Source organism: Bacillus sp. FSL K6-1218, from assembly GCF_038006445.1.
GTDB classification, from domain to species: domain Bacteria; phylum Bacillota; class Bacilli; order Bacillales; family Bacillaceae_G; genus Bacillus_A; species Bacillus_A thuringiensis_S.
Genome location: NZ_JBBOVE010000001.1, coordinates 4557840 through 4580458, shown reverse-complemented (window position 1 = coordinate 4580458; position 22619 = coordinate 4557840). Strand labels below are relative to the sequence as shown.

Genomic DNA, 22619 nt, shown 5'->3' with positions numbered 1-22619 from the left:
AATATGTTCGTATCATATCGTTGGTTACAAGAGTATGTAGATATTAAAGATGTAACAGCACAAGAACTAGCAGACAAAATCACGAAAAGTGGTATTGAAGTAGAAGGCGTTGAAGTATTAAATAAAGGTGTAAAAGGTGTTGTAGTTGGTCACGTATTAGAATGTGAAAAACACCCAGAAGCTGATAAATTAAGCAAATGCTTAATCGATATCGGTGAAGAAGAGCCAGTTCAAATTATTTGTGGAGCTGCTAACATTGCAAAAGGTTTAAAAGTACCAGTTGCAAAAGTTGGAGCTGTACTTCCTGGTAACTTCAAAATCAAAAAAGCAAAACTACGCGGTGAAGCTTCTCACGGTATGGTTTGTGCTCTTCAAGAGCTTGGTATTGATGGAAAGTTAGTTTCAAAAGAATACGCAGATGGTATCTTCATCTTCCCAAGTGACGCTGAAGTTGGTGCAGATGCACTTGAAATTTTAAACTTAAACGATGAAGTACTTGAGCTTGGCTTAACACCAAACCGTGCAGATTGCCTAAACATGTTAGGTGTTGCATATGAAGTAGCTGCTATTTATGGCCGCGAAGTAAAACTTCCAGCTATCGACTTACAAGAAACAGCAGAAAAAACTTCTGATTATATTTCTGTAAGTGTAGAAGCGAAAGAAGAAAACCCGTTATACATTGCAAAAATGGTTAAAAACGTAAAGATTGGTCCATCACCAATGTGGATGCAAACTCGTCTTATGGCAGCTGGCATTCGTCCAATTAGCAACGTAGTTGATATTACAAACTACATTTTAATGGAATACGGTCAACCGTTACATGCATTCGATTACGATAAATTAGGTTCAAAAGAAATCGTTGTTCGTCTTGCAAAAGAAGGCGAAAAAATTGAAACGTTAGATGATCAAGAGCGTACATTACAAAGCCACCATCTTGTAATTACAAACGGCACGAAAGCTTTAGCTGTTGCTGGTGTAATGGGCGGGGCGGATTCTGAAGTTACAAATGAGACAGTAAACGTTCTAATTGAGTCTGCATACTTTGCAGGTCAAACAGTACGTCGTACATCAAAAGACTTAGGTCTTCGTAGTGAATCAAGTGCACGTTTCGAAAAAGGGATCGACCCAACACGTACATTTGAAGCAATTCAACACGCAGCTGCCTTAATGGCGAAATATGCTGGCGGTGAAGCACTTGAAGGTGTAGTAGAAGCTGATAACTTACAAGTACAAGAGCGTACAGTATCTGTTACTGCTGAAAAAGTAAACCGTGTATTAGGTACAAATATTTCTGCGAGTGAAATGGGTACAATGTTCGCGAACTTGAAATTCCCATTCACAGAAGTAGAAGGAACATTCCATGTAAATGTACCAGCACGTCGTCCTGATATTACAATTTCAGAAGACTTAGTAGAAGAAGTGGGCCGTCTATACGGTTATGACCACATTCCAGTTACATTACCTTCTGGAACGATGACTCGTGGTAAATTAACATCAGCACAAACGAAACGTCGTAAAGTACGTCGCTTCTTAGAGGGTGCTGGTTTATATGAAGCAATCACGTATTCATTAACGAGCGCTGACAAAGCGAAACAATACATGATTGAGCCAAACGAAAAGGCGCCTGTAGGTCTTGCACTTCCAATGAGTGAAGAGCGTAGCCAACTTCGTTTAAGCTTAGTGCCACAATTGCTAGAAGCAGTTTCATACAATGTTGCTCGTAAAAACGACAGCGTTGCTTTATACGAAGTAGGTTCTATCTTCTTACCAACAGAAGCAGGAGAACTTCCGAAAGAAGAACAACACCTTGCAGGTGTTATGACAGGTCTTGCTCTTCACCATGCATGGCAAGGTGAGAAGAAAGTAGTAGACTTCTTCGTTGTGAAAGGTGTACTAGAAGGACTATTCGACGTACTTGGCGTTTCAAACCAAATCACATATGCACCAGCAAAACGTGAAGGTATGCACCCAGGCCGTACAGCTGACATCGTATTAGATGGCGAAGTAATTGGTTTCATCGGTCAATTGCACCCAGAAGCAGAAAAACAATTAGATGTGAAAAATACATTCGTATTTGAACTATCTCTTGTAAAAATATTCGGTGCAGACGCTGAAGAAACTTACTACTCAGCAATTCCGCGTTTCCCATCTATGACACGTGACATGGCTGTTGTAGTAACAAAAGAAACAAAAGCTGGTGAAATGAAGCAAGTCATTGCTGAAGCTGGCGGAGAACTTTTGAAAGAAGTAACACTATTCGACTTATACGAAGGTGAAAAAATGGAAGAAGGCAAGAAATCACTTGCATTCTCTATGACTTACTTCGATGCAGAACGTACGTTAACAGATGAAGAAGTAACAGAAGCGCATAACCGTGTATTAACAACGGTAGAAGAGAAATTTGGTGCGGAGTTACGTAAGTAATTAGAAAATTGCCGGATTCATTCCGGCAATTTTTTTATTGCACAATCGTCGACAGATGTCGGTAAGTCGATATATTACAAAAATCGCTTATATATTTTCTGGCATCTTGCATCTTTCTCTCGAATGTAGTACATTAATTTTAGTTTAACAAAATGAAAGACGATGATAAGGAAAAGTAGTATATACTATAATCCAAAGCGAGTCAGGGGCGGTGAGAGCCTGATGAGGCGGTATATGTGAAGAACACCTTGGAGTTGCTAACCGAAATTGAATTTTGTATTCAAGAGTAGACTTAGACGGGAAGCCGGCCTGTTACAAACCGGGAAGTATGTATTACATACGAGTTAAAGTTGGTCTTTATGACAAATTGGGTGGTACCGCGAAGTTTAACCTTTCGTCCCTTTATGGATGAAAGGTTTTTTTGTATTTAAATATATCAGCAAAGGAGAATTTCACTATGGAAAACACATTAGTAAAAAGTCTGTATAGAGATACAGAAAAGTATGCAGGTCAAACAGTACAAGTATCAGGGTGGATTCGTAACTTACGTGATTCAAAAGCATTTGGTTTCATCGAATTAAACGACGGTAGCTTCTTCAAAAGCGTTCAAATCGTTTTCGATACAGAATTAGAGAACTTTAAAGAAATTGCAAAGCTGCCACTTAGCTCTTCAGTGAAAGTAGAAGGTAAAGTAATTGCAACGCCTGGAGCGAAGCAACCATTTGAAATTAAAGCAGAAAAAATTGATATCGAGGGCTTATCAGATTCTGATTACCCACTTCAAAAGAAGCGTCATACGTTTGAATACTTACGTACAATCGCTCACTTACGTCCAAGAACAAATGCATTCTCTGCAACGTTCCGCGTACGTTCTATCGCAGCATTTGCGATTCACCAGTTCTTCCAAGAGCGTGGATTCGTACATGTTCACACACCAATCATCACTGGTAGTGATACAGAAGGTGCTGGCGAAATGTTCCGCGTAACAACACAAGATTTAAACAACGTACCAAAAGGTGAAGACGGACAAGTTGATGAATCAAAAGACTTCTTCGGTAAAGAAACAAACTTAACAGTAAGTGGACAGCTGAACGCTGAAGCGTATGCATTAGCATTCCGTGATGTATATACATTCGGACCTACATTCCGTGCGGAAAACTCAAACACAACTCGCCACGCTGCTGAGTTCTGGATGGTTGAGCCTGAGATTGCATTCGCTGAGTTAGGCGATGTAATGGATCTTACAGAAGATATGCTGAAATATGCAATGAAATATGTATTAGAGCATGCACCAGAAGAAATGGACTTCTTCAACAGCTTCGTTGATAAAACAGTTCTAGAGCGTATGAACAACGTGATTAACTCTGACTTCGGTCGCATCACATATACAGAAGCAATTAAAGTACTTCAAGAATCAGGTGCTGACTTCAAATACCCAGTAGAATGGGGTATTGACTTACAAACAGAGCATGAAAGATACTTATCAGAAGAAATCTTCAAACGCCCTGTATTCGTAACTGACTACCCGAAAGACATTAAAGCGTTCTACATGCGTATGAATGAAGATGGAAAAACAGTAGCTGCTACTGACCTTCTAGTTCCTGGCATCGGCGAATTAATCGGCGGAAGTCAACGTGAAGAAAGAATGGACGTTTTAGTAGACAGAATTAAAGAATTAGGTATGAACGAAGAGGACTACTGGTGGTACTTAGAACTTAGAAAATACGGCGGTACAAAACACGCTGGATTCGGTCTAGGTTTCGAGCGCTTCCTAATGTACATCACTGGTATGGCTAACATCCGTGACGTAATTCCATTCCCAAGAACTCCAGGTTCTTCTGAGTTCTAAAATATGAAAAAAGCGAGAGGATTTCCTCTCGCTTTTTTGTTTGCATAGTTTATGACCCCGTAGCAAAAAGTAACGCGAAGGGGTGAATATAAATGAGTAAAAAAGTGAAAAAAGATCATTCAAGGTCAAGCCTTGGTTCTCCAGAAGTAGAAGGACAAGGAACGACGACACATGAAACAGGTTCACATAAAGTACCTTCATCAAATAAGAAGCAGAAACGAAGCTAACATAAAAAAGGAGAGTCTTGGCGACTCTCCTTTTTTCATGTATTACATCTTCTTATCGTTAATTTCTTTTGTAATGTTATCGACATCTTTGTCTAATCGATCGAAATAGAAAAACCACAGTAAACTTATGAACACGTAATAGATGGCCATCACGCCAAGATTATCAGATATATTTTCAAATGTAGATTTAGTAGTGAAAAAAGCTCCCCAAATGGTAGAAATAGTGAAGTAAGAAAGAGGACCTACGATGTGTACGAAAGCATAAAGTACCGTTTTTACTTTTACAGCGTTCATATGAAAAACCTCCTTTTTCTAATCATACATTCAAGTTCCTCACAGAAGTGTTGTAGTTTTGCTGGATTATGTATTAACAAGCGGGCATCGTGTTTCCCGATAAACCTGCGGATCCGAAAGTTTAATGAAAAAGATCGACCATAACGCTCTATTAAATCGTTGAACTCTCGTTGTTCACTTAGTAGCTGAATGTTTTCCCTAATTTCGAACTGTCTTTCATGTGGATCACCTAGTAAAATATTTAGAATCATTTGTAGAAGTAGCAATGTAGATCCCCTCCTATGTTGGAATAATCTGTATATTATAATTGTAACAAAACTATAAGGACAATAGTAGGATGAAACAAAAAACAGGAGTTTGTAGGCTCCTGTTTTTGTCGATACTATTTTAATAAGCGAAGCGCCTTCTCCGTATTAGCGAAATGCAGTTTCACAAACTCGGGTAATCGTTCTTTACCAAGCTTTTGAATTAATTTAGCAGCAGCGATATCAACTTGTTTACCAGCACCTTTTGGAAGTGGCATACCAGCTTTTTTACTTAGTTCGTCAAACTGTTTTACGAATGAGTAGCGAGCTAAAATAGAAGCAGCGGCTACTGCTAAATGGACGCTTTCACCTTTCGTAGCGAAATAAACATTTTCACGCTGTACCTGTTTTTGTTTTGCTAAATATTTATAGTATGTATCAGGTTGTGTGAATTGATCGATTAAGACGCCTTCAGGTTTTGTAGGTGCCATTTTCGCTAATAAGTTTGTAATAGCTTTATTATGTAGCAAGGCTTTTAACTTACCTTGGTTGTTTCCTTTATCAAATAGCTCGTTATATTTTTCATTATGAAGGACAAGAGAGCTGTAAGGAACAACGTGTAGAAGTTGTTTCGCAATGGCAGTAATTTGATCGTCATTTAAGTTTTTAGAGTCTTTTACACCAAGTTCTTTTAGTAGTGGAATTTGCTTCGCATCCACATATACAGCAACGACTGTCATCGGTCCAAAGAAATCTCCCGTACCAACTTCATCAGACCCTACAATAGACATTGTACCGATGGAAGCAGGCGGCGCATAACGATGGGAATCGACAGATTTTTTTACAGCTGTTTTTGGTGTTTGAGAGACAGTTTGCCAACGAGCAGCTTCTGCTTCAGCGCGGCCTCCTTGGAACATTACTTTTCCAGATTTATATGCTGTAATCGTGCAAGATGGTACCTTTGCCATGAAGATCCCGCCTTGCGGAGTTTTCGGGCTAAGCGAATGTTTATATTGTTGTTTCATGTCTTCAATTACTGTAGAATTTGTTTGAATTACGATAGAATTTGACATAATGGTCGCCCCTTTTTTTATATTGTTATTTTTATCATATCGGATTGTTCTTTCTGTTTCCATATTATGAAGGTTCATGGTATGATAAACTTTAGGATTCTGTACGTGATTGGAGGCCGGTGAGTTGTCACAACAAAAGGGAAAGAAAAGTCGAATTAATGTAGAAATCTATGGTCAACAATATTCAGTTGTTGGCGATGAAAGTACAAGTCATATCCGCATGGTAGCAGCGATTGTGGATGATAAAATGCGCGAACTCAATGCCAAGAATCCTTCGCTTGACACGAGTAGACTAGCGGTATTGACGGCGGTAAACGTCATACACGATTACATAAAATTAAAAGAAGAACATGAGAAATTGAAAGAAAGTATGACAAAAAAAGGAATGGAATAACATGATTGATATTATTATCATTTTACTGCTTGTTATGGGATTTTTCCTCGGCTTACGCAGAGGGTTTATTCTGCAACTTGTAAAGTTAACAAGCTTTATTATCGCATACCTTGTTGCATACTGGTACTGTAAAGATTTAGCGCCAGCACTTGCGAAATTTATTCCGTATCCATTTGATAAAAACGTATCTGTTCCAGAATGGATTGATGCAAATAATATTGAGACAGTATTTTATCAAGCGCTTGCGTTTATCATATTGTTTATTATCACTAAAATTGCACTTTCATTACTTGGTAATTTGTTAAATATGTTTGCAGAAATACCGGTTTTAAAGCAAGTAAATGCGTTTGCGGGGGCAATCCTCGGATTTTTAGAAGTATATATTATTTTGTTTGTCTTAATTATCATTGGAAACATACTTCCGATTGAACAAGTACAAACACCATTACAAAAATCATCAATTAGCAAAATAATTGTAGACGATACACCGATTCTATCTGAAAAGGTGAAGGAACTATGGCAGACAGGTAGCAGAGTATAACTTCTCTTTTTTCGGAAAGAGAAGTTTTTTTCTATGAAAGAAAGGCGGGGCAATGATGAAAGTAAATAAAAAACAAGTTATCAAATTATTAGAGACAATCGGGCTTTTTATGGAACTAAAGGGTGCGAATCCATTTAAAATATCTGCATTTCGTAAAGCGGCAGCAGCATTAGAAAGTGACGATCGTAGTCTTTCTGAAATTGAAGATTTCACAAAGATTCCAGGCATCGGAAAAGGAACAGCAGCCGTTATTCAAGAATATATAGAATCGGGAACATCTGAAGTATTACAAGAACTTGAGAAAGAAGTACCAAGTAGCTTATTGCCGTTATTAAAACTACCAGGACTTGGTGGTAAAAAGGTGGCTAAGTTATATAAAGAACTTGGTGTTGTTGATATGGAATCGCTAAAAGCTGTTTGTGAGGAAAATAAAGTACAGGCTTTAGCAGGTTTCGGTAAGAAGACAGAAGAGAAAATATTAGAAGCAATCGATCAAGTAGGCTCTCGTCCAGAGCGTTTACCAATTGCGATGGTATTGCCTATTGCCGGGGAAATAGAGGAGAAATTGTCGAATATTGCTGAAGTAATTCGTTTCTCTCGCGCTGGTAGCTTACGCCGTGTTCGTGAGACAGTGAAAGATTTAGATTTTATCATTGCAACGACAGAACCAGCAGCGGTACGTGAGCATTTACTACAATTCGATAATATGATTGAAGTAATCGCAAGTGGAGATACAAAAGTTTCTGTCCGTCTTCAATATGAATATGATATTTCAATCGATTTTCGTTTAGTAAAACCAGAAGAGTTTATTACAACTCTTCACCATTTCACAGGATCAAAGGACCATAACGTAAAAATGCGTCAAATCGCAAAAGATAAAGGCGAGAAAATTAGTGAGTACGGTGTAGAGAACTTAGAAACAGGTGAAGTGAAAACATTTGAGACTGAAGAAGACTTCTTCGCTCATTTCGGTCTGCCATTTATTCCGCCAGAAGTGCGTGAAGATGGAAAAGAAATTGAATTAATTAAAGAGTATCCGAACTTAATTCAGTTTTCCGATATACAAGGTGATTTACATATGCATACAACTTGGAGTGACGGTGCTTTTTCTATTGAAGAAATGGTACAAGCGTGCCGTGCTCGTGGATACAAGTTTATGGCGATTACTGATCACTCGCAATATTTGAAAGTAGCGAATGGTTTAACGAAAGAGCGTCTTCGTGAGCAAGCGAAAGAAATTGAACGTATGAATGAAAAGTATCCAGACATTACAATTTTACGCGGAATTGAAATGGACATTTTACCAGATGCCTCTCTTGATTTTGATGATGAAGTATTAGAAGAATTAGACTATGTCATTGGAGCGATTCACTCTAGCTTCTCACAAGACCGTGAAACGATTATGAAGCGTCTGCGTACTGCACTTGAGAATAAACATGTCACAATGATTGCCCATCCGACAGGACGTCTTCTCGGGCGCCGTGAGGGTTATGATGTAGATACAGATTTATTAATTGAACTCGCAAAAGAGACAAATACAGTTTTAGAATTAAATGCGAATCCGAACCGTCTAGATTTAAGCGCGAAATTATTAAAACAAGCACAAGATGCTGGTGTAAAAGTAGCGATTAATACGGATGCTCATACACTTGAAATGTTAGAAGATATGGAAACAGGTGTAGCTGCAGCACGTAAAGGTTGGATTCAAAAAGATAACGTGATTAACACATGGGATATTGAACGTTTATTAGACTATATTAAACGTAATAAGTAACACAAGGGGGACCTGCAACATGTTAGAAAGAACGTTGCGTGTATTAGAATACAATAAAGTAAAAGAACAATTACTTGAACATACAGCCTCTTCACTTGGCCGTGATAAAGTGAAGAATTTAGTGCCGAGCACTGATTTTGAAGAAATTGTAGAAATGCAAGATACAACGGATGAAGCAGCGAAAGTCATTCGTTTAAAAGGTAGTGCACCATTAGGTGGCATTACGGATATTCGTTCCAATGTGAAGCGTGCAAAGATTGGAAGTATGTTAAGCCCGAATGAACTACTTGATATTGCGAATACGATGTATGGTAGTCGTAATATGAAACGTTTCATTGAAGATATGGTTGATAACGGTGTCGAGCTTCCGATTTTAGAAACTCATGTCGCTCAAATTGTATCTTTATATGATTTAGAAAAGAAAATTACAAATTGCATCGGTGATGGCGGTGAAGTAGTCGATAGCGCGAGTGATAAACTGCGTGGTATTCGTACTCAAATTCGTACTGCGGAAAGCCGTATTCGTGAAAAGTTAGAAAATATGACGCGTTCTTCAAACGCGCAAAAGATGTTGTCTGACTCGATTGTAACGATTCGTAACGAACGTTACGTAATACCAGTAAAGCAAGAATATCGCGGCGTATATGGCGGTATTGTTCACGATCAATCAGCTTCTGGACAAACGTTATTTATTGAACCGCAAGTCATTGTAGAATTAAATAACGCACTGCAAGAAGCACGAGTGAAAGAAAAACAAGAAATCGAACGCATCTTATTAATGTTAACGGAAGAAGTGGCAGTAGAAGCCGATATCGTTTTATCAAACGTAGAAGTAGTTGCAAATCTTGATTTCATCTTTGCGAAAGCTTTTTATGCGAAGCGAATTAAAGCAACGAAACCAATCGTAAATAACGAGCGTTACATGGATTTAAGACAAGCACGTCATCCACTTATCGATCCAGAAATTATCGTGCCAAATAACATTATGTTAGGTAAGGATTTCACGACAATTGTTATTACAGGACCGAATACAGGTGGTAAAACAGTTACGCTGAAAACGGTTGGTATTTGTGTATTAATGGCGCAATCTGGCCTTCACATTCCAGTAATGGATGAATCAGAGATTTGTGTATTTAAAAATATCTTTGCTGATATCGGTGATGAGCAATCGATTGAACAAAGTTTAAGTACGTTCTCCTCACATATGGTGAACATTGTAGATATTTTAGAAAAAGCTGATTTTGAAAGCTTAGTTTTATTCGATGAATTAGGTGCTGGAACAGACCCGCAAGAAGGTGCTGCACTAGCAATTTCGATTTTAGATGAAGTATGTAATCGCGGTGCTCGCGTTGTTGCTACGACGCATTACCCAGAATTAAAAGCATACGGATACAACCGTGAGCAAGTTATTAATGCGAGTGTTGAGTTCGATGTGAACACATTAAGCCCAACATATAAATTATTAATCGGTGTACCAGGTCGTAGTAACGCCTTTGAAATTTCGAAGCGTCTTGGATTATCTGATCGCGTTATTGACCAAGCCCGTAACCACATTAGTACAGATACAAATAAAATCGAAAATATGATTGCGAAGTTAGAAGAGAGCCAGAAGAACGCAGAGCGTGACTGGAATGAAGCAGAGGCACTTCGCAAACAATCTGAGAAACTTCATCGTGAGTTGCAACGTCAAATTATTGAATTTAACGATGAGCGTGATGAAAAACTATTAAAAGCGCAAAAAGAAGGGGAAGAAAAAGTCGAAGCTGCGAAGAAAGAAGCAGAAGGTATTATTCAAGAACTTCGTCAATTGCGTAAAGCACAGCTTGTAAATGTGAAAGACCATGAGCTTATTGAAGCGAAGAGCCGTCTAGAAGGAACAGCGCCAGAGCTTGTGAAGAAGCAAAAAGTAAACGTGAAAAACACTGCGCCGAAACAACAGTTACGTGCAGGCGATGAAGTAAAAGTATTAACGTTCGGTCAAAAAGGTCAATTACTTGAAAAAGTAAGCGATACAGAGTGGAGCGTACAAATCGGTATTCTGAAGATGAAAGTAAAAGAATCTAATATGGAATACATTAACACACCGAAACAAACAGAGAAAAAAGCAGTCGCAAGTGTGAAGGGTAGAGATTACCACGTTTCATTGGAACTTGATCTTCGCGGTGAACGTTATGAAGATGCAATGATGCGCGTTGAAAAATATTTAGACGATGCCCAGCTTGCAAGTTATCCTCGTGTATCAATCATTCACGGTAAAGGAACAGGAGCGCTTCGCCAAGGTGTACAAGATTACTTGAAGAAGCACCGCGGCGTGAAGAATTACCGTTACGGTGACATGGGCGAGGGAGGCCTAGGCGTAACAGTTGTCGAATTAAAATAGAAAACAACGAAACAAAGGGGAAACCATTATATGTTTATGGACAAACTTGCAAAAGTATTGTTAGCTTGTTGTGGAATATTTTTGGTGATTGGGGTTATTTATTTAGTTGTTTTTGCGAAGTGAAAAAGCGTCAATCGTGGCATAATGATATTGCCATAGATTGACGTTTTTATTATATATGAAAAGGAACAAAACATGAAAATCAACCAATACATAAGCGAAGCAAAATCCTGCTCAAGACGTGAAACAGATCGCCTTATTAAAGCTGGACGCGTGGCTATTAATGGCGAAATATGTACGCACGGTGCACTCGTGAGCGATGGTGATAGGGTAACGATTGATGGGCAAGTTATTGTAAAAGAAGAGAAAGAAAAAGTGTATATCGCATTCCATAAACCAGTCGGCATTACTTGTACAGCAGCTGATCATATTGAAAATAATATTATTGATTATATCAATTACCCAGAGCGAATCTTTTCAGTTGGGCGATTAGATAAAGCATCGGAAGGACTTATCTTATTAACGAATGACGGTACGATTGCGAATCAAATTTTACATGGTGATCATGAGCATGAGAAAGAATACGTTGTTACTGTTGATAAACCTTTTACGGACTGGTTTATTGATGAGATGTCCAGCGGCGTAAAGATTAAAGATGGTATGACGAAGCCGTGCAAAGTGACAAGAATCGATCAATCAACATTTCGTATCGTTTTAACGCAAGGGATGAACAGGCAAATTCGTAGAATGAGCCGTGCTTTTGGATTTACTGTAATAAAGCTAAAGCGAGTACGGATTATGAATATAGAGCTAAATGAGCTTGAAGTAGGAAAGTGGAGGAGCGTTACATCGGAGGAATTAGACATTCTAATAGATCAGTTATAGGGAGGAAAAGTTTTCTCCCTATATTTTTTTGTCAGAAAAAATAAAACTATTGATTTTTTAAAAAATAGCCCATATAATAAAAAACAACAAGTTTCGACAAGATATTTTATAAAAGTAATGATGAGGACATGAGTTGTATTTTACGATTCTCAGAGAGGGGAGCCTTAGGCTGTGAGCTTCCTAATACGAAAAGACAAGCTTACCACCTCTAAACTTCAAGAGTGAACTGCATGCATGATGCATTGTAATTCTTGGCGGATAAAACCGTTATCAATTTACACGAGCTATAAAATGAGCTTATTTCGTTATAAATTCATTTTATTAGAATAAGGGTGGAACCACGATTTCAACACTCGTCCCTTTGTTAGGGACGGGTGTTTTTTGCGTTCTTTTACGGGGAAGTGTGCTTGAAAGAGGATATGTGACGGATTATTTTTCAGAATATTTTGTCAATTAATTATTTTAGGAGGTTAGTAGAAATGAAATCATCTTTAAAGTTTTCAGAGATGTTTGCAATAAGTTTAATGTTATTTGCACTGTTTTTTGGTGCAGGTAATATGATTTTTCCACCAGCGTTAGGGCAAGGTGCTGGAACGGACGTATGGATCGCGCTGTTTGGTTTTATTGTAACAGGCGTTGGACTACCTTTATTAGGCGTAATTGTTATAGCTTTAAAGGGAGATATTAATGAGCTAGCAGGACGTGTACATCCTATATTCGCACTTGTTTTTATCACTGCCATTTATTTATGTTTAGGCGTATTCGTAAGTGTGCCGCGTACAGGAACAGTAGCTTATGAGATGAGTGTTGCACCGTTTTTACCAAGTGAGCTAGCAGGTCAGTCATATCCACTTGTTATCTTTACACTTATTTTCTTTGCAGTAACTTTCTATTTAGCTTTAAATCCTTCGAAATTAGTGGGGCGTATTGGTAAAGTGCTAACTCCAATATTATTAGCTGTTATTGCAATTATCGTAGGTAAAGCACTTATTACACCAATTGGAGAATTTGGTGCACCGACAGAAGTGTATAGTGCTCCTCTCTTCAAAGGATTTATTGATGGATATTTAACTTTAGATGGACTTGCAGCACTTGTATTCGGAAATGTTGTAATTCATGCGTTAAAAGAAAAAGGCATTACAAATAAAAATAGTATTGCAAAAGTAACAATCTTTGCAGGATTTATTGCAGCGCTTGGTCTACTACTTGTGTATTTAGCGCTTGCTTATCTTGGAGCTTCTAGTGTGTCACTTGGAATGGGCGCAAACGGAGGAATTATTTTAACAAATGTCGTGAATCATTTATTTGGCAGTTACGGAACTTTATTACTAGGGATCGCAATTACAGCAGCATGTTTAACAACTTCTGTAGGTATTGTTGCGGCTTGTGGTGATTACTTCTCTTCCTTATTACCAAAGCTTTCTTATCAAAAAGTCGTTTTCATTTTCTGTGTATTAGCATTTATGGTAGCAAATCTTGGATTAACTCAGTTAAATGCATTAGCATTACCAATCTTAATCGCTATTTATCCAATTGGAATCGTACTTATCGTATTATCACTTGTTGAAAACTACGTTCGTCTTCCATTAGCGATGTATGTGGGGGGGATTGTAGGAGCATTTGCAATCAGTTTCTTTGATGGATTACACAATGCAAACCTTCAAATTGCAGCGCTAGCACCTATTTTAGATAAGATTCCATTATATAGTGTAGGAATTGGTTGGTTAGTTCCAGGCATAATCGGTATAGGATTTGGTTATATAGTTTCTAAGTTTCAAAAGCAGGAAATTGCTGTAGAAAAATAGAGAAAAGAGGCTTTCTATAATAGAAAGTCTCTTTTTTTGTAGAAAAAGCCATATATAGAGAAATTCAGATATTAAAAATTTTATACGTAATATAGTTGACAAAAAATTTATGAGTAGGCTAAGATTGACTTAGTTGTGGAAATATTGGAAGGGAAGTGAGGGATAAGGGGTTTCTATAACTATAGTGTTGTTATGGGAAGAGGTGAAAGAAGAGGCGAAGAGATAGTTTATTTTTTTTGATTTATATTGAGAATGATAATCAATAAAAAAGTTTTATAATTTTTTCTCAGTTTCTATGCCTTTGTATAAGGAATAGGGTGAGATATTATTTTTAATATTAAATGAGAATGATAATCAATAATACTTATGTTACATAAAAGAATGCTAATTAAATAATAGGTAAAAGAGATTATTTTTTTCTTATAAATTGAGAATAATTATCATTTTCAAAAAGTGAAATGAAAGATAACCAAGGAGGAAACAAGAAAAATGAAAAAGGTTTCTGTATTACCCGCTTTTATTATAACGTTCGTATGTATGCTAGCTTTTCTTGTAATGCCATACGGAAATGCTTCAGCAAAACTAGCTGATGGTACTTACGATATTAATTACGTAATTCAAAAAGCGGAAAATGATTCAGCTTCAATGGCAAATGACTATTTTGAAAAGCCAGCAAAATTAGTAGTGAAAAACGGTGAGATGAGAGTACAAGTTCCGATGAATCATAGTGCTTGGATTACAGAATTTAAAGCACCAGAGAACGGGAATTTTGTTGATGCGAAAGTTGTTAGTAAAGATGAATCGGCAGATAAAAGAACAGTAGAGTTTAAAGTAGATGATTTATCCAAACCGGCAGCTGTAAAAATTCATGTTGTTGTACCAAATGCAAACTATGACCACCACTACACAATTCGTTTTGCTTTTGATGCAAATGTAAAAGCTGTAGGTGGCGATAACGGCGTAGCTGCTACTACAAAAAATAATGATCAAGCGAAAACAGATACACAAGTAAAAGAAGAGAAAACAAAAGTAGAGAATAAGGAAGCAGCTAAAGAAGTGAACAAAGAAACAAAAAATGAAAATGGAAAAGCTGAAAAAACAGATAACCCAAAAACAGGCGATGAAGCACGTATTGGATTGTTTGCAGCGTTAATTCTTATTTCAGGTGCTTTCTTAATTCGTAAAGTGAAGTTGAGTAAATAAATCTTTTGAAGGGTGATGAATATATGTTTAAACAATTTAAAATGATTATTGCCGTATTTGCTGTTTTATTTACGTTTATCGCAACACTAGGTTTACAAGATGCAAAGGCTGCTACAAAACTAGTTGATGGAAAATATAATATTGCTTTTACTGTATGGAAAGGCGATAAAGATGAATCGTCTAGAATGAATAGTTATTTTGAAAGCCCAGCAACATTAACAGTTAAAAATGGAAAACAATATGTTTCATTTAAAGTGAAAGATAGTGCTTCTATTAAAAGTTTCCAAGTAGAAAAAGATGGTCAATTTGTAGAAACAACCGTGTTAAGTGAAAACAAAAAAGATAATACTAGAGTTGTAGAATTTGAAGTTGCTGACTTGTCAAAAAAACTAAATGGCAAGGTGAAAATTAATATTCCAATTATTAATTATAATGCTTCGTATGATATTCGCTTTGTATTTGATGGGAATAGTATTAAATAATTTTCAAAAGGGAGAGTCGTTCCATTGAACAGGTATACAAAAATTATTGTTGCTATGTTTTTAATGATATTTACATTCGTATCAACATTACAACCACTTGCAGTTCAAGCAGCTACCAAGTTGGCTGACGGTGAATATTCAATTGGCTTCAAAGTTTTAAAAGATACATCAGATGAAGAATCAATGATGAATCAATATTCAGTAAGCCCGGGAACTTTAAAAGTGAAGGATGGGAAAAAGAAAGTATCCTTTACATTAACGAATAGTTCATGGATTACGAAGTTTGAAACAGAAAAAGCAGGTAAGCTAGTTGCGACAAATGTAATTAGTGAAGATAAAGAAAAAGATACAAGAGTAGTAGAATTTGATGTAGAAGATGTAGAGAAGGTATTAAATGCAAAAGTAAAAGTAGATATTGATTTTTTAAATTATCATCATGAGTACGACGTTCGTATTGCATTTGATCAAAATAGCATTACACCAATTCATGTAGAAAAACCAAATGAAAAAGAGGACCCAGCTAATAAGCCAGATCCAAATGAAACTACCGATCCAGGTCAGAAGCCCGACCAAAAGCCTGACCCAGATCAACAACCAAATTCTAACACAATTACAGATGGTGCGTACAGCATTCCATTTAAAGTGTTAAAAGATCAAACAGATGAAGAATCTAAGATGAATACTTACATGGTCAATCCAGGAATATTAAAAGTAGAAAACGGTAAGAAAAAAGCAATTGTAACATTAAAAAGTAGCTCATTAATTAAAAATTTCCAAACGGAAAAAGATGGCGCATTTGTTGATGCAAAAGTAGTGAGTGAGGATAAGGAAAAAGATACAAGAGTAGCAGAGTTTGAAGTAAACGATTTGTCTAAAAAACTAAATACAAAAGTATTTATCGAAATGGCATCAAGAAATTATAAGCAAACGCATGATGTACAACTTTTATTTGAACAAGATAAACTTGAACAAATTAAAAATGAAGAGAAACAACCAGAAGTAGAAAAACCAGAAGTAGAAAAACCAGAAGTAGAAAAACCAGAAGTAGAAAAACCAGAAGTAGAAAAACCAGAAGTAGAAAAACCAGAAGTAGAAAAACCAGAAGTAGAAAAACCAGAAGTAGAAAAACCAGAAGTAGAAAAACCAGAAGTAGAAAAACCAGAAGTAGAAAAACCAGAAGCAGAAAAACCGGAAGCAGAAAAACCGGAAGCAGAAAAACCAGAAGTAGAAAAACCAGATGCTGAAACAATTAAAGATGGTGAATACAGCATCAATTTTAAAGCGTTAAAAGATCAAACAGACGAAATTTCAATGATGAACACATATACAAAAAGTCCAGGTGTGCTAAAAGTAAAAGATGGTAAGAAGTATGTATCATTTACGTTAACGAACAGTTCTTGGATTACAAAATTTGAATTTGAGAAAAATGGTTCGTTTGTTGATGCAAATGTAATAAGTGAAGATAAAAAAGCTGATACACGCGTAGTGGAAGTAGAAGTACCAGATTTATCGAAAAAGTTAAATGCAAAAGTAAAAGTAGATATCGATTCAATGAATTATCACCATTTTTACGATATTCAATTTGCATTTGATAAAGGTAGCATTAAGCCGTTAGATAACCAAGGCGGAAACAACAACCAAGGTGGAAACGACAATCAAGGCGGAAACAACAACCAAGGTGGAAACGACAATCAAGGCGGAAACAACAACCAAGGTGGAAACGACAATCAAGGCGGAAACAACAACCAAGGTGGAAACGACAATCAAGGCGGAAACAACAACCAAGGTGGAAACAACAATCAAGGCGGAAACGACAATCAAGGCGGAAACAACAACCAAGGTGGAAACGACAATCAGGGTGGAAACAATAACCAAGATAATAACACAACAATTGATCCAAAAGCTCTTAAAGATGGTGAATACAGCATTGGCTTTAAAGTGTTAAAAGATCAAACAGATGAAATCTCAATGATGAACACATACACAAAAAGCCCAGGTGTATTAAAAGTAAAAGATGGTAAGAAATACGTATCGTTTACATTAACAAATAGTACATGGATTACGAAATTTGAATTTGAGAAGAATGGTTCTTTCGTTAATGCAAAAGTGTTAAGTGAAAATAAAGAACAAAATACAAGAGTAGTAGAAGTAGAAGTAGAAGTAAACGATTTGTCTAAAAAATTAAATGCAAAAGTAAAAGTAGATATTGATTCAATGAATTATCACCATTTCTACGATGTTCAATTTGTATTTGATCAAGACAGTATTAAAGCTTTAGGGAATCAAGGTGGAAACGACAACCAAGGCGGGAATGACAACCAAGACGGGAATGACAACCAAGGTGGAAATAATAACCCGAAAGTAATAGTTGATCCGAAAAATTTAGTAGATGGCCAATATGATATTACATTTAAAGTATTAAAAGATAAAACAGATGAGATTTCAAAGATGAATGACTATGTTGTAAATCCAGCGAAATTAATCGTAAAAGATGGTAAAAAATACATTGAGATGACGCTGAAAAATAGTGCGTGGATTACGAAATTCCAAACGGAAAACAAGGAATTATTCGCTGATGCGAAAGTAGTAAGCGAAGATAAAAATGCAAATACGCGAGTAGTACAGTTTGAAGTAGAAGATCTATTTAAAAAATTAAACGCAAAAGTAAAGGTAGACATCGATGAGATGAACTACCATCATTTCTACGATGTACAAATTCAATTTGATACAAATAATATCGGCGCGTTAGGAACTATTAAAGAGGAACCGAAAAATGAACCGAAAAATCCAGTGACTACACCGAAAGTAGATAATATAAAAACAGTAGGTACTCCTGATTTTAACCGAAATGCAGATGGTCAGAAGAAAAAAGAAGATACAAAAAATGATTCGAAAAAAGAGAAAAACTCAAAAACTGCAGATACAGCACAACTTGGTTTATACATGGTGTTACTGCTAGGTTCACTTGCTTTACTAGTTCGTAAATATAGAGCAGGTAGATTGTAATTTTTGGAGTCTTGATGCATGTTCGCGTGCATCAAGACTTGTTTCATATTGTATGGAAGGGAGTGGTGATTGAGAGTGAAGAAAATCGTAAGTGTACTAATGGCTATCATTTTGTTAATGAGTATAGCAGGGTGCTCATCACCAAAAAAAGAAACAGCAAAGCAGGTAAAGAGTGAGAGTAAGGAGCGCGTTGTTGCAACAACAGTGGCTGTTACTGAAATTATGGATGCGTTAGAAGTAGATTTAGTCGGTGTTCCAACAAGTTCTAAAACTTTACCAAAGCGATATAAAGGTTTACCTGAAGTTGGGAATCCAATGAGTCCAGATATGGAAAAGGTAAAGTCATTAAAGCCTTCAGAAGTGTTATCTGTGACAACACTTGAATACGAATTAAAGCCAGTTTTTGATGGTGTGGGTATGAAAGCAACCTTTTTAGATTTAACGAGTTTAAAAAATATGCAAAGTTCTATTAGCGATTTAGGTAAGAAATATGGACGTGAAAAACAGGCTGAAGCAGTAGTAACTAAGTTAGATAAAAAGGTTGCTAGCATTCAAAAGGAAGTAAAAGGAAAGAAAGAACCGACAGTGCTTATTTTATTAGGTGTGCCGGGAAGTTATTTAGTAGCAACAGAGCATTCTTATATTGGAGATTTAGTGAAACAATTAGGTGGTAAAAATATTGTGCAAGGTGAACAAGTAGAATATTTAGCTTCTAATACAGAGTATTTAAAGAAAGCCGATCCAGATATTATTTTACGAGCAGCTCATGGTATGCCTGATGAGGTTGTAAAAATGTTTGATAAAGAATTTAAAACAAATGATATTTGGAAACACTTTGCTGCGGTTAAAAATAACCGTGTTTATGATTTAGAAGAGCGTTTATTTGGAACGACAGGCAATTTAGCAGCAATTGAAGCTTTAGATGAATTGAAAAAAATGATGTATCCGTGATGCATTTTAATATAAAGGAAGAGTAGAATGAATAAAAAAACTTGGAGTTTCCTCATTGTTACTGCATTGCTCATTGTTATGACATCATTGTCAGCGATGAAAGGGAGTTTAGAAGTAGGTATTGTTGAACTTGTACAAGGGATATTTACAGGTGGAAATGAAGATGTTGAAGTCATTAAAGATTTACGTTTCCCGCGTATTATTATTGCGCTGTTCACTGGAGCGGCTCTTGCTGTTTCAGGGGTGCTTTTTCAAGCTGTTATGAAGAATCCACTCGCTGATGCTGGGGTAATCGGTATATCTTCAGGAGCAAGTTTTATGACACTCGTTATTATTACTTTGTTCCCGCAATTCTTTTTCTGGACCCCCGTATTCGCCTTTTTAGGTGGTGCGCTTGCGTGTTATCTCGTTTATTCGTTTTCATGGAAGTCAGGGTTAAGCCCACTTCGCATTATTTTAATTGGTATTGCTATTAATGCGATGTTTACTGGATTAAATGAATCATTCGTTACGATTTGTGGGTATTTTATTAAAAGTATTAAGCAAACGACGACTTCTAACATAACAATGAAGACGTGGGGCGATGTAGAAATAATGGTGACTTATGGAACGATTGGTCTTATTCTTGCTCTGTTCGTAGGAGCTTGGTGTAACTTATTATCGCTACAAGATAAGACTGCGAAAAACTTAGGCTTGCACGTGACGAGAGTTCGTCTTATTATTTCTGCCATTGCAGTACTCTTAGCGGCAGTATCAACAGCGATTGCAGGTGTTATTGCTTTTGTAGGATTACTAGTTCCGCATATTTCAAGACAATTGGTCGGTTCAGACCATAAAGTATTAATTCCATTTTCTGCTCTTGCAGGGGCGTTATTAATTTTGACAGCGGATACGATTGGAAGGTTAATTGTGCCACCTAATGAAATTCCAGCAGCAACAATTATGGCGGTTATTGGTGGTCCATTCTTAATATTCTTGCTTAGAAAGAGTGATAAAGTTCATGGAAATTAAAAATGTAACCTTTTCATACGATAACGTAACAAATCGTTTAAAGTCTGTTAGTAGTGAAATAGAAATTGGGAAAATTACAACAATCATTGGCCCGAATGGATGCGGGAAATCAACATTACTTAGTGTCATGTCTAGAAATCACGTTCCTAGCAGTGGAGAAGTAATACTTGATGGGAAAGCGATTAGTGAATATAAACCGAAAGAGCTTGCTAGAAAGCTAGCAGTTGTCCACCAACAAAATGAGGCTCCAGCAGATATTACAGTGGAAAAGCTAATAAGCTTTGGACGTATGCCATATAAAAATATTTTCTCTCCGCAAACAGATGAAGATAGAGAAGCGATAGAGCGTGCACTAGTATGTACGAATTTACAAAGTAAGCGTGATAAGCCAATCTATGCTTTATCCGGTGGAGAGAGGCAGCGAGTTTGGATCGCAATGACATTAGCTCAAAATACACCAATGATTTTCTTAGATGAACCGACAACCTATTTAGATATTTACTATCAGCTAGAAATATTAGAATTAGTGAAAGAGTTAAATGAAGTGTATGGATTAACGATTGTAATGGTATTACATGATATTAATCAAGCCATTCGTTATAGCGACCATATTATCGTTATGAAAGATGGAGAGATCATTACGAAAGGTAATCCTAATGATGTAATAACAGAAGAGATGGTTAAAGCAATATATGGTGTAGATGTCATTGTAAAGCAGGATGAAGATACTGGATTGTATATGGTACCTATGGGAATCTAAAGGCTGAGTATAATCCGTTTTGAGGTGATAATTTGAATAGCAAGAACGGACGGAAAAAGAATTCTTTTTTTCAACGCATACTTACAATTGCGTTTTTAGGAGTCTTTTTCTATTCAATGTATGAGTTGGGTGGGATTTTCATGGATTATTATGAAAATCGTAAAGTAATGGCTGAGGCACAACATATTTATAAAAGAAGTCCAATGGAAGAAAAATCGGAAGACGGAGAGGTACGTAAACAGTTTCAGGATCTCCAGAAAATTAATCCAGAGATAGTCGGATGGATTACGATGGATGATACACAAATTAATTATCCAATCGTTCAAGCAAAAGATAATGATTACTATTTGTTTCGTAATTATAAAGGTGAAGATATGAGAGCGGGAAGCATTTTTATGGACCATCGTAATGATGTGAAATCTCAAAATCGAAATACGATTTTATATGGCCATCGTATGAAAGACGGTTCTATGTTTGGTAGTTTAAAAAAAATGTTGGATGAAGACTTTTTCATGTCCCATCGTAAATTATATTACGATACATTATTTGAAGGATACGACGTTGAAGTTTTTTCAGTATACACGACAACAACGGACTTTTATTACATTGAAACGGATTTTGAAAATGATGCAGCATATACATCGTTCTTAAAGGAAGTTCAAGAAAAATCACTGTACAAAACGGATACGGAATTGACGGCTAATGATGAAATCGTAACACTTTCTACTTGTGACTATGCGCTTGATCCAGAGGCTGGAAGGCTAGTTGTACACGCAAAGTTAGTAAAAAGAAATTAAAGAAAAAAGTATAGAATATGAGAAGTGATAGATAACGCTTCTCATATTCTATACTTTAAAAAAGAACTGTTTTTACTGTGCTGCAGCCATTGGCATACGTACAACTTTTACATCATAGTAAGCAATTTTATTATCAAGAATATATTCTGGCATTCCACCTTGATGTGAGTGAGCATCTTTAAATGCGGCGCTCTTTGTCCAACCTTGGAAATCTTCTTTTGCATTCCATCGAGTGCTAATTGTTACCTCATCATAATCAACTGTATTTTGCGTTAAAAGAACTTCTAGACCTAAAAAGCCTGGCATCGTTTCAACTTTACCTACTTTATTAAAACGCTCAATTAATTTATGTCCATTTCCCTTTGTAATTTTAGCTGTATTTGTAACAATAATCATGTTTATTCCTCCTATAAATGTAGCTATATTTTCAAGAACTCATATACATTAAATGATAATGAAAATCATTATCATTGTCAATGGTAAATGTGAAATATATAATTTTTTTCTATTATTTTGGA

Annotated in this window: 20 protein-coding genes and 2 other annotated features; of the genes, 16 read left to right on the top strand and 4 right to left on the bottom strand. The window is 36.4% G+C overall.

Translation table 11 applies throughout. The features are described from left to right. Nucleotides 1-3: 3 nt before the first annotated feature. The 3 genes from pheT (at nt 4) to MHI26_RS23355 (ending at nt 4500) form a co-directional block, all read left to right on the top strand. Nucleotides 4-2424, top strand: coding sequence for a phenylalanine--tRNA ligase subunit beta (gene pheT, locus MHI26_RS23365; RefSeq protein ID WP_061666226.1), 2421 nt, complete (start codon nt 4-6; stop codon nt 2422-2424). A gap of 153 nt (nt 2425-2577) precedes the next feature. Next, nucleotides 2578-2829, top strand: a binding site (T-box leader). 52 nt (nt 2830-2881) lie between these two features. Then, on the top strand, nt 2882-4273 hold the full coding sequence (gene asnS, locus MHI26_RS23360) for an asparagine--tRNA ligase (RefSeq protein ID WP_000432189.1): 1392 nt from the start codon (nt 2882-2884) through the stop codon (nt 4271-4273). Nucleotides 4274-4365: 92 nt separating this feature from the next. Then, nucleotides 4366-4500 (top strand): YuzL family protein, encoded by a 135-nt coding sequence (locus MHI26_RS23355; protein WP_000039592.1) that lies wholly within the window; start codon nt 4366-4368, stop codon nt 4498-4500. Nucleotides 4501-4542: 42 nt separating this feature from the next. On the opposite strand, the gene MHI26_RS23350 is transcribed toward MHI26_RS23355, so the two are convergent. The 3 genes from MHI26_RS23350 to rnhC all read right to left on the bottom strand — a co-directional run bounded on the left by MHI26_RS23350 (nt 4543) and on the right by rnhC (nt 6112). Continuing rightward, nucleotides 4543-4794: a hypothetical protein gene (locus MHI26_RS23350; protein ID WP_061666227.1), complete on the bottom strand. Its 252-nt coding sequence runs from the start codon at nt 4792-4794 to the stop codon at nt 4543-4545. Next, nucleotides 4791-5060, bottom strand: coding sequence for a hypothetical protein (locus MHI26_RS23345; RefSeq protein WP_061666228.1), 270 nt, complete (start codon nt 5058-5060; stop codon nt 4791-4793). The genes MHI26_RS23350 and MHI26_RS23345 overlap by 4 nt, the downstream gene beginning before the upstream one ends. 116 nt (nt 5061-5176) lie before the next feature. Beyond that, the gene (rnhC, locus tag MHI26_RS23340) at nt 5177-6112 is read right to left on the bottom strand and encodes a ribonuclease HIII (protein WP_061666229.1); all 936 of its coding nucleotides are present in this window, start codon (nt 6110-6112) and stop codon (nt 5177-5179) included. A 124-nt stretch (nt 6113-6236) separates the two neighbouring features. Between rnhC and zapA the strand changes: the two genes are divergently transcribed. The 13 genes from zapA to srtB all read left to right on the top strand — a co-directional run bounded on the left by zapA (nt 6237) and on the right by srtB (nt 22101). Further along, nucleotides 6237-6506, top strand: coding sequence for a cell division protein ZapA (gene zapA, locus MHI26_RS23335; RefSeq protein WP_000082701.1), 270 nt, complete (start codon nt 6237-6239; stop codon nt 6504-6506). A 1-nt stretch (nt 6507) separates the two neighbouring features. Then, entirely contained in the window at nt 6508-7047 is a 540-nt protein-coding gene (locus tag MHI26_RS23330; protein WP_000565409.1) for a CvpA family protein, read from the top strand. Nucleotides 7048-7102: 55 nt separating this feature from the next. Next, nucleotides 7103-8821: a DNA polymerase/3'-5' exonuclease PolX gene (gene polX / locus MHI26_RS23325; protein ID WP_000867533.1), complete on the top strand. Its 1719-nt coding sequence runs from the start codon at nt 7103-7105 to the stop codon at nt 8819-8821. A gap of 19 nt (nt 8822-8840) precedes the next feature. Continuing rightward, a complete protein-coding gene (locus MHI26_RS23320) occupies nt 8841-11201 on the top strand; it encodes an endonuclease MutS2 (protein ID WP_000893748.1) in 2361 nt (786 codons plus the stop codon). Nucleotides 11202-11396: 195 nt separating this feature from the next. After that, nucleotides 11397-12086: a 23S rRNA pseudouridine(2604) synthase RluF gene (locus MHI26_RS23315; protein ID WP_061666230.1), complete on the top strand. Its 690-nt coding sequence runs from the start codon at nt 11397-11399 to the stop codon at nt 12084-12086. Between the two features lie 108 nt (nt 12087-12194). After that, nucleotides 12195-12450: a binding site (T-box leader), on the top strand. A 115-nt stretch (nt 12451-12565) separates the two neighbouring features. Then, nucleotides 12566-13891, top strand: a complete 1326-nt coding sequence (gene brnQ6 / locus MHI26_RS23310; protein WP_061666231.1) for a branched-chain amino acid transport system II carrier protein BrnQ6 — start codon at nt 12566-12568, stop codon at nt 13889-13891. Between the two features lie 489 nt (nt 13892-14380). Beyond that, nucleotides 14381-15094: a heme uptake protein IsdC gene (isdC, locus tag MHI26_RS23305; RefSeq protein WP_061666232.1), complete on the top strand. Its 714-nt coding sequence runs from the start codon at nt 14381-14383 to the stop codon at nt 15092-15094. Nucleotides 15095-15117: 23 nt separating this feature from the next. Beyond that, nucleotides 15118-15576 carry an NEAT domain-containing protein gene (locus MHI26_RS23300; RefSeq protein ID WP_061666233.1) on the top strand — a complete coding sequence of 153 codons (459 nt, stop codon included), beginning with the start codon at nt 15118-15120 and terminating at the stop codon, nt 15574-15576. 24 nt (nt 15577-15600) lie between these two features. After that, a complete protein-coding gene (locus MHI26_RS23295) occupies nt 15601-18582 on the top strand; it encodes an NEAT domain-containing protein (RefSeq protein ID WP_340808991.1) in 2982 nt (993 codons plus the stop codon). 69 nt (nt 18583-18651) lie between these two features. Next, nucleotides 18652-19533 carry a heme ABC transporter substrate-binding protein IsdE gene (gene isdE, locus MHI26_RS23290; RefSeq protein WP_001264110.1) on the top strand — a complete coding sequence of 294 codons (882 nt, stop codon included), beginning with the start codon at nt 18652-18654 and terminating at the stop codon, nt 19531-19533. Nucleotides 19534-19560: 27 nt separating this feature from the next. Then, a complete protein-coding gene (locus MHI26_RS23285) occupies nt 19561-20544 on the top strand; it encodes a FecCD family ABC transporter permease (protein ID WP_001036848.1) in 984 nt (327 codons plus the stop codon). Next, the gene (locus MHI26_RS23280) at nt 20534-21304 is read left to right on the top strand and encodes an ABC transporter ATP-binding protein (protein ID WP_061666235.1); all 771 of its coding nucleotides are present in this window, start codon (nt 20534-20536) and stop codon (nt 21302-21304) included. The genes MHI26_RS23285 and MHI26_RS23280 overlap by 11 nt, the downstream gene beginning before the upstream one ends. A 32-nt stretch (nt 21305-21336) precedes the next feature. Then, a complete protein-coding gene (gene srtB / locus MHI26_RS23275; protein ID WP_061666236.1) occupies nt 21337-22101 on the top strand; it encodes a class B sortase in 765 nt (254 codons plus the stop codon). A 72-nt stretch (nt 22102-22173) separates the two neighbouring features. On the opposite strand, the gene isdG is transcribed toward srtB, so the two are convergent. Next, nucleotides 22174-22497, bottom strand: a complete 324-nt coding sequence (gene isdG, locus MHI26_RS23270; RefSeq protein WP_000587818.1) for a heme oxygenase — start codon at nt 22495-22497, stop codon at nt 22174-22176. Between the last annotated feature and the right edge of the window lie 122 nt (nt 22498-22619).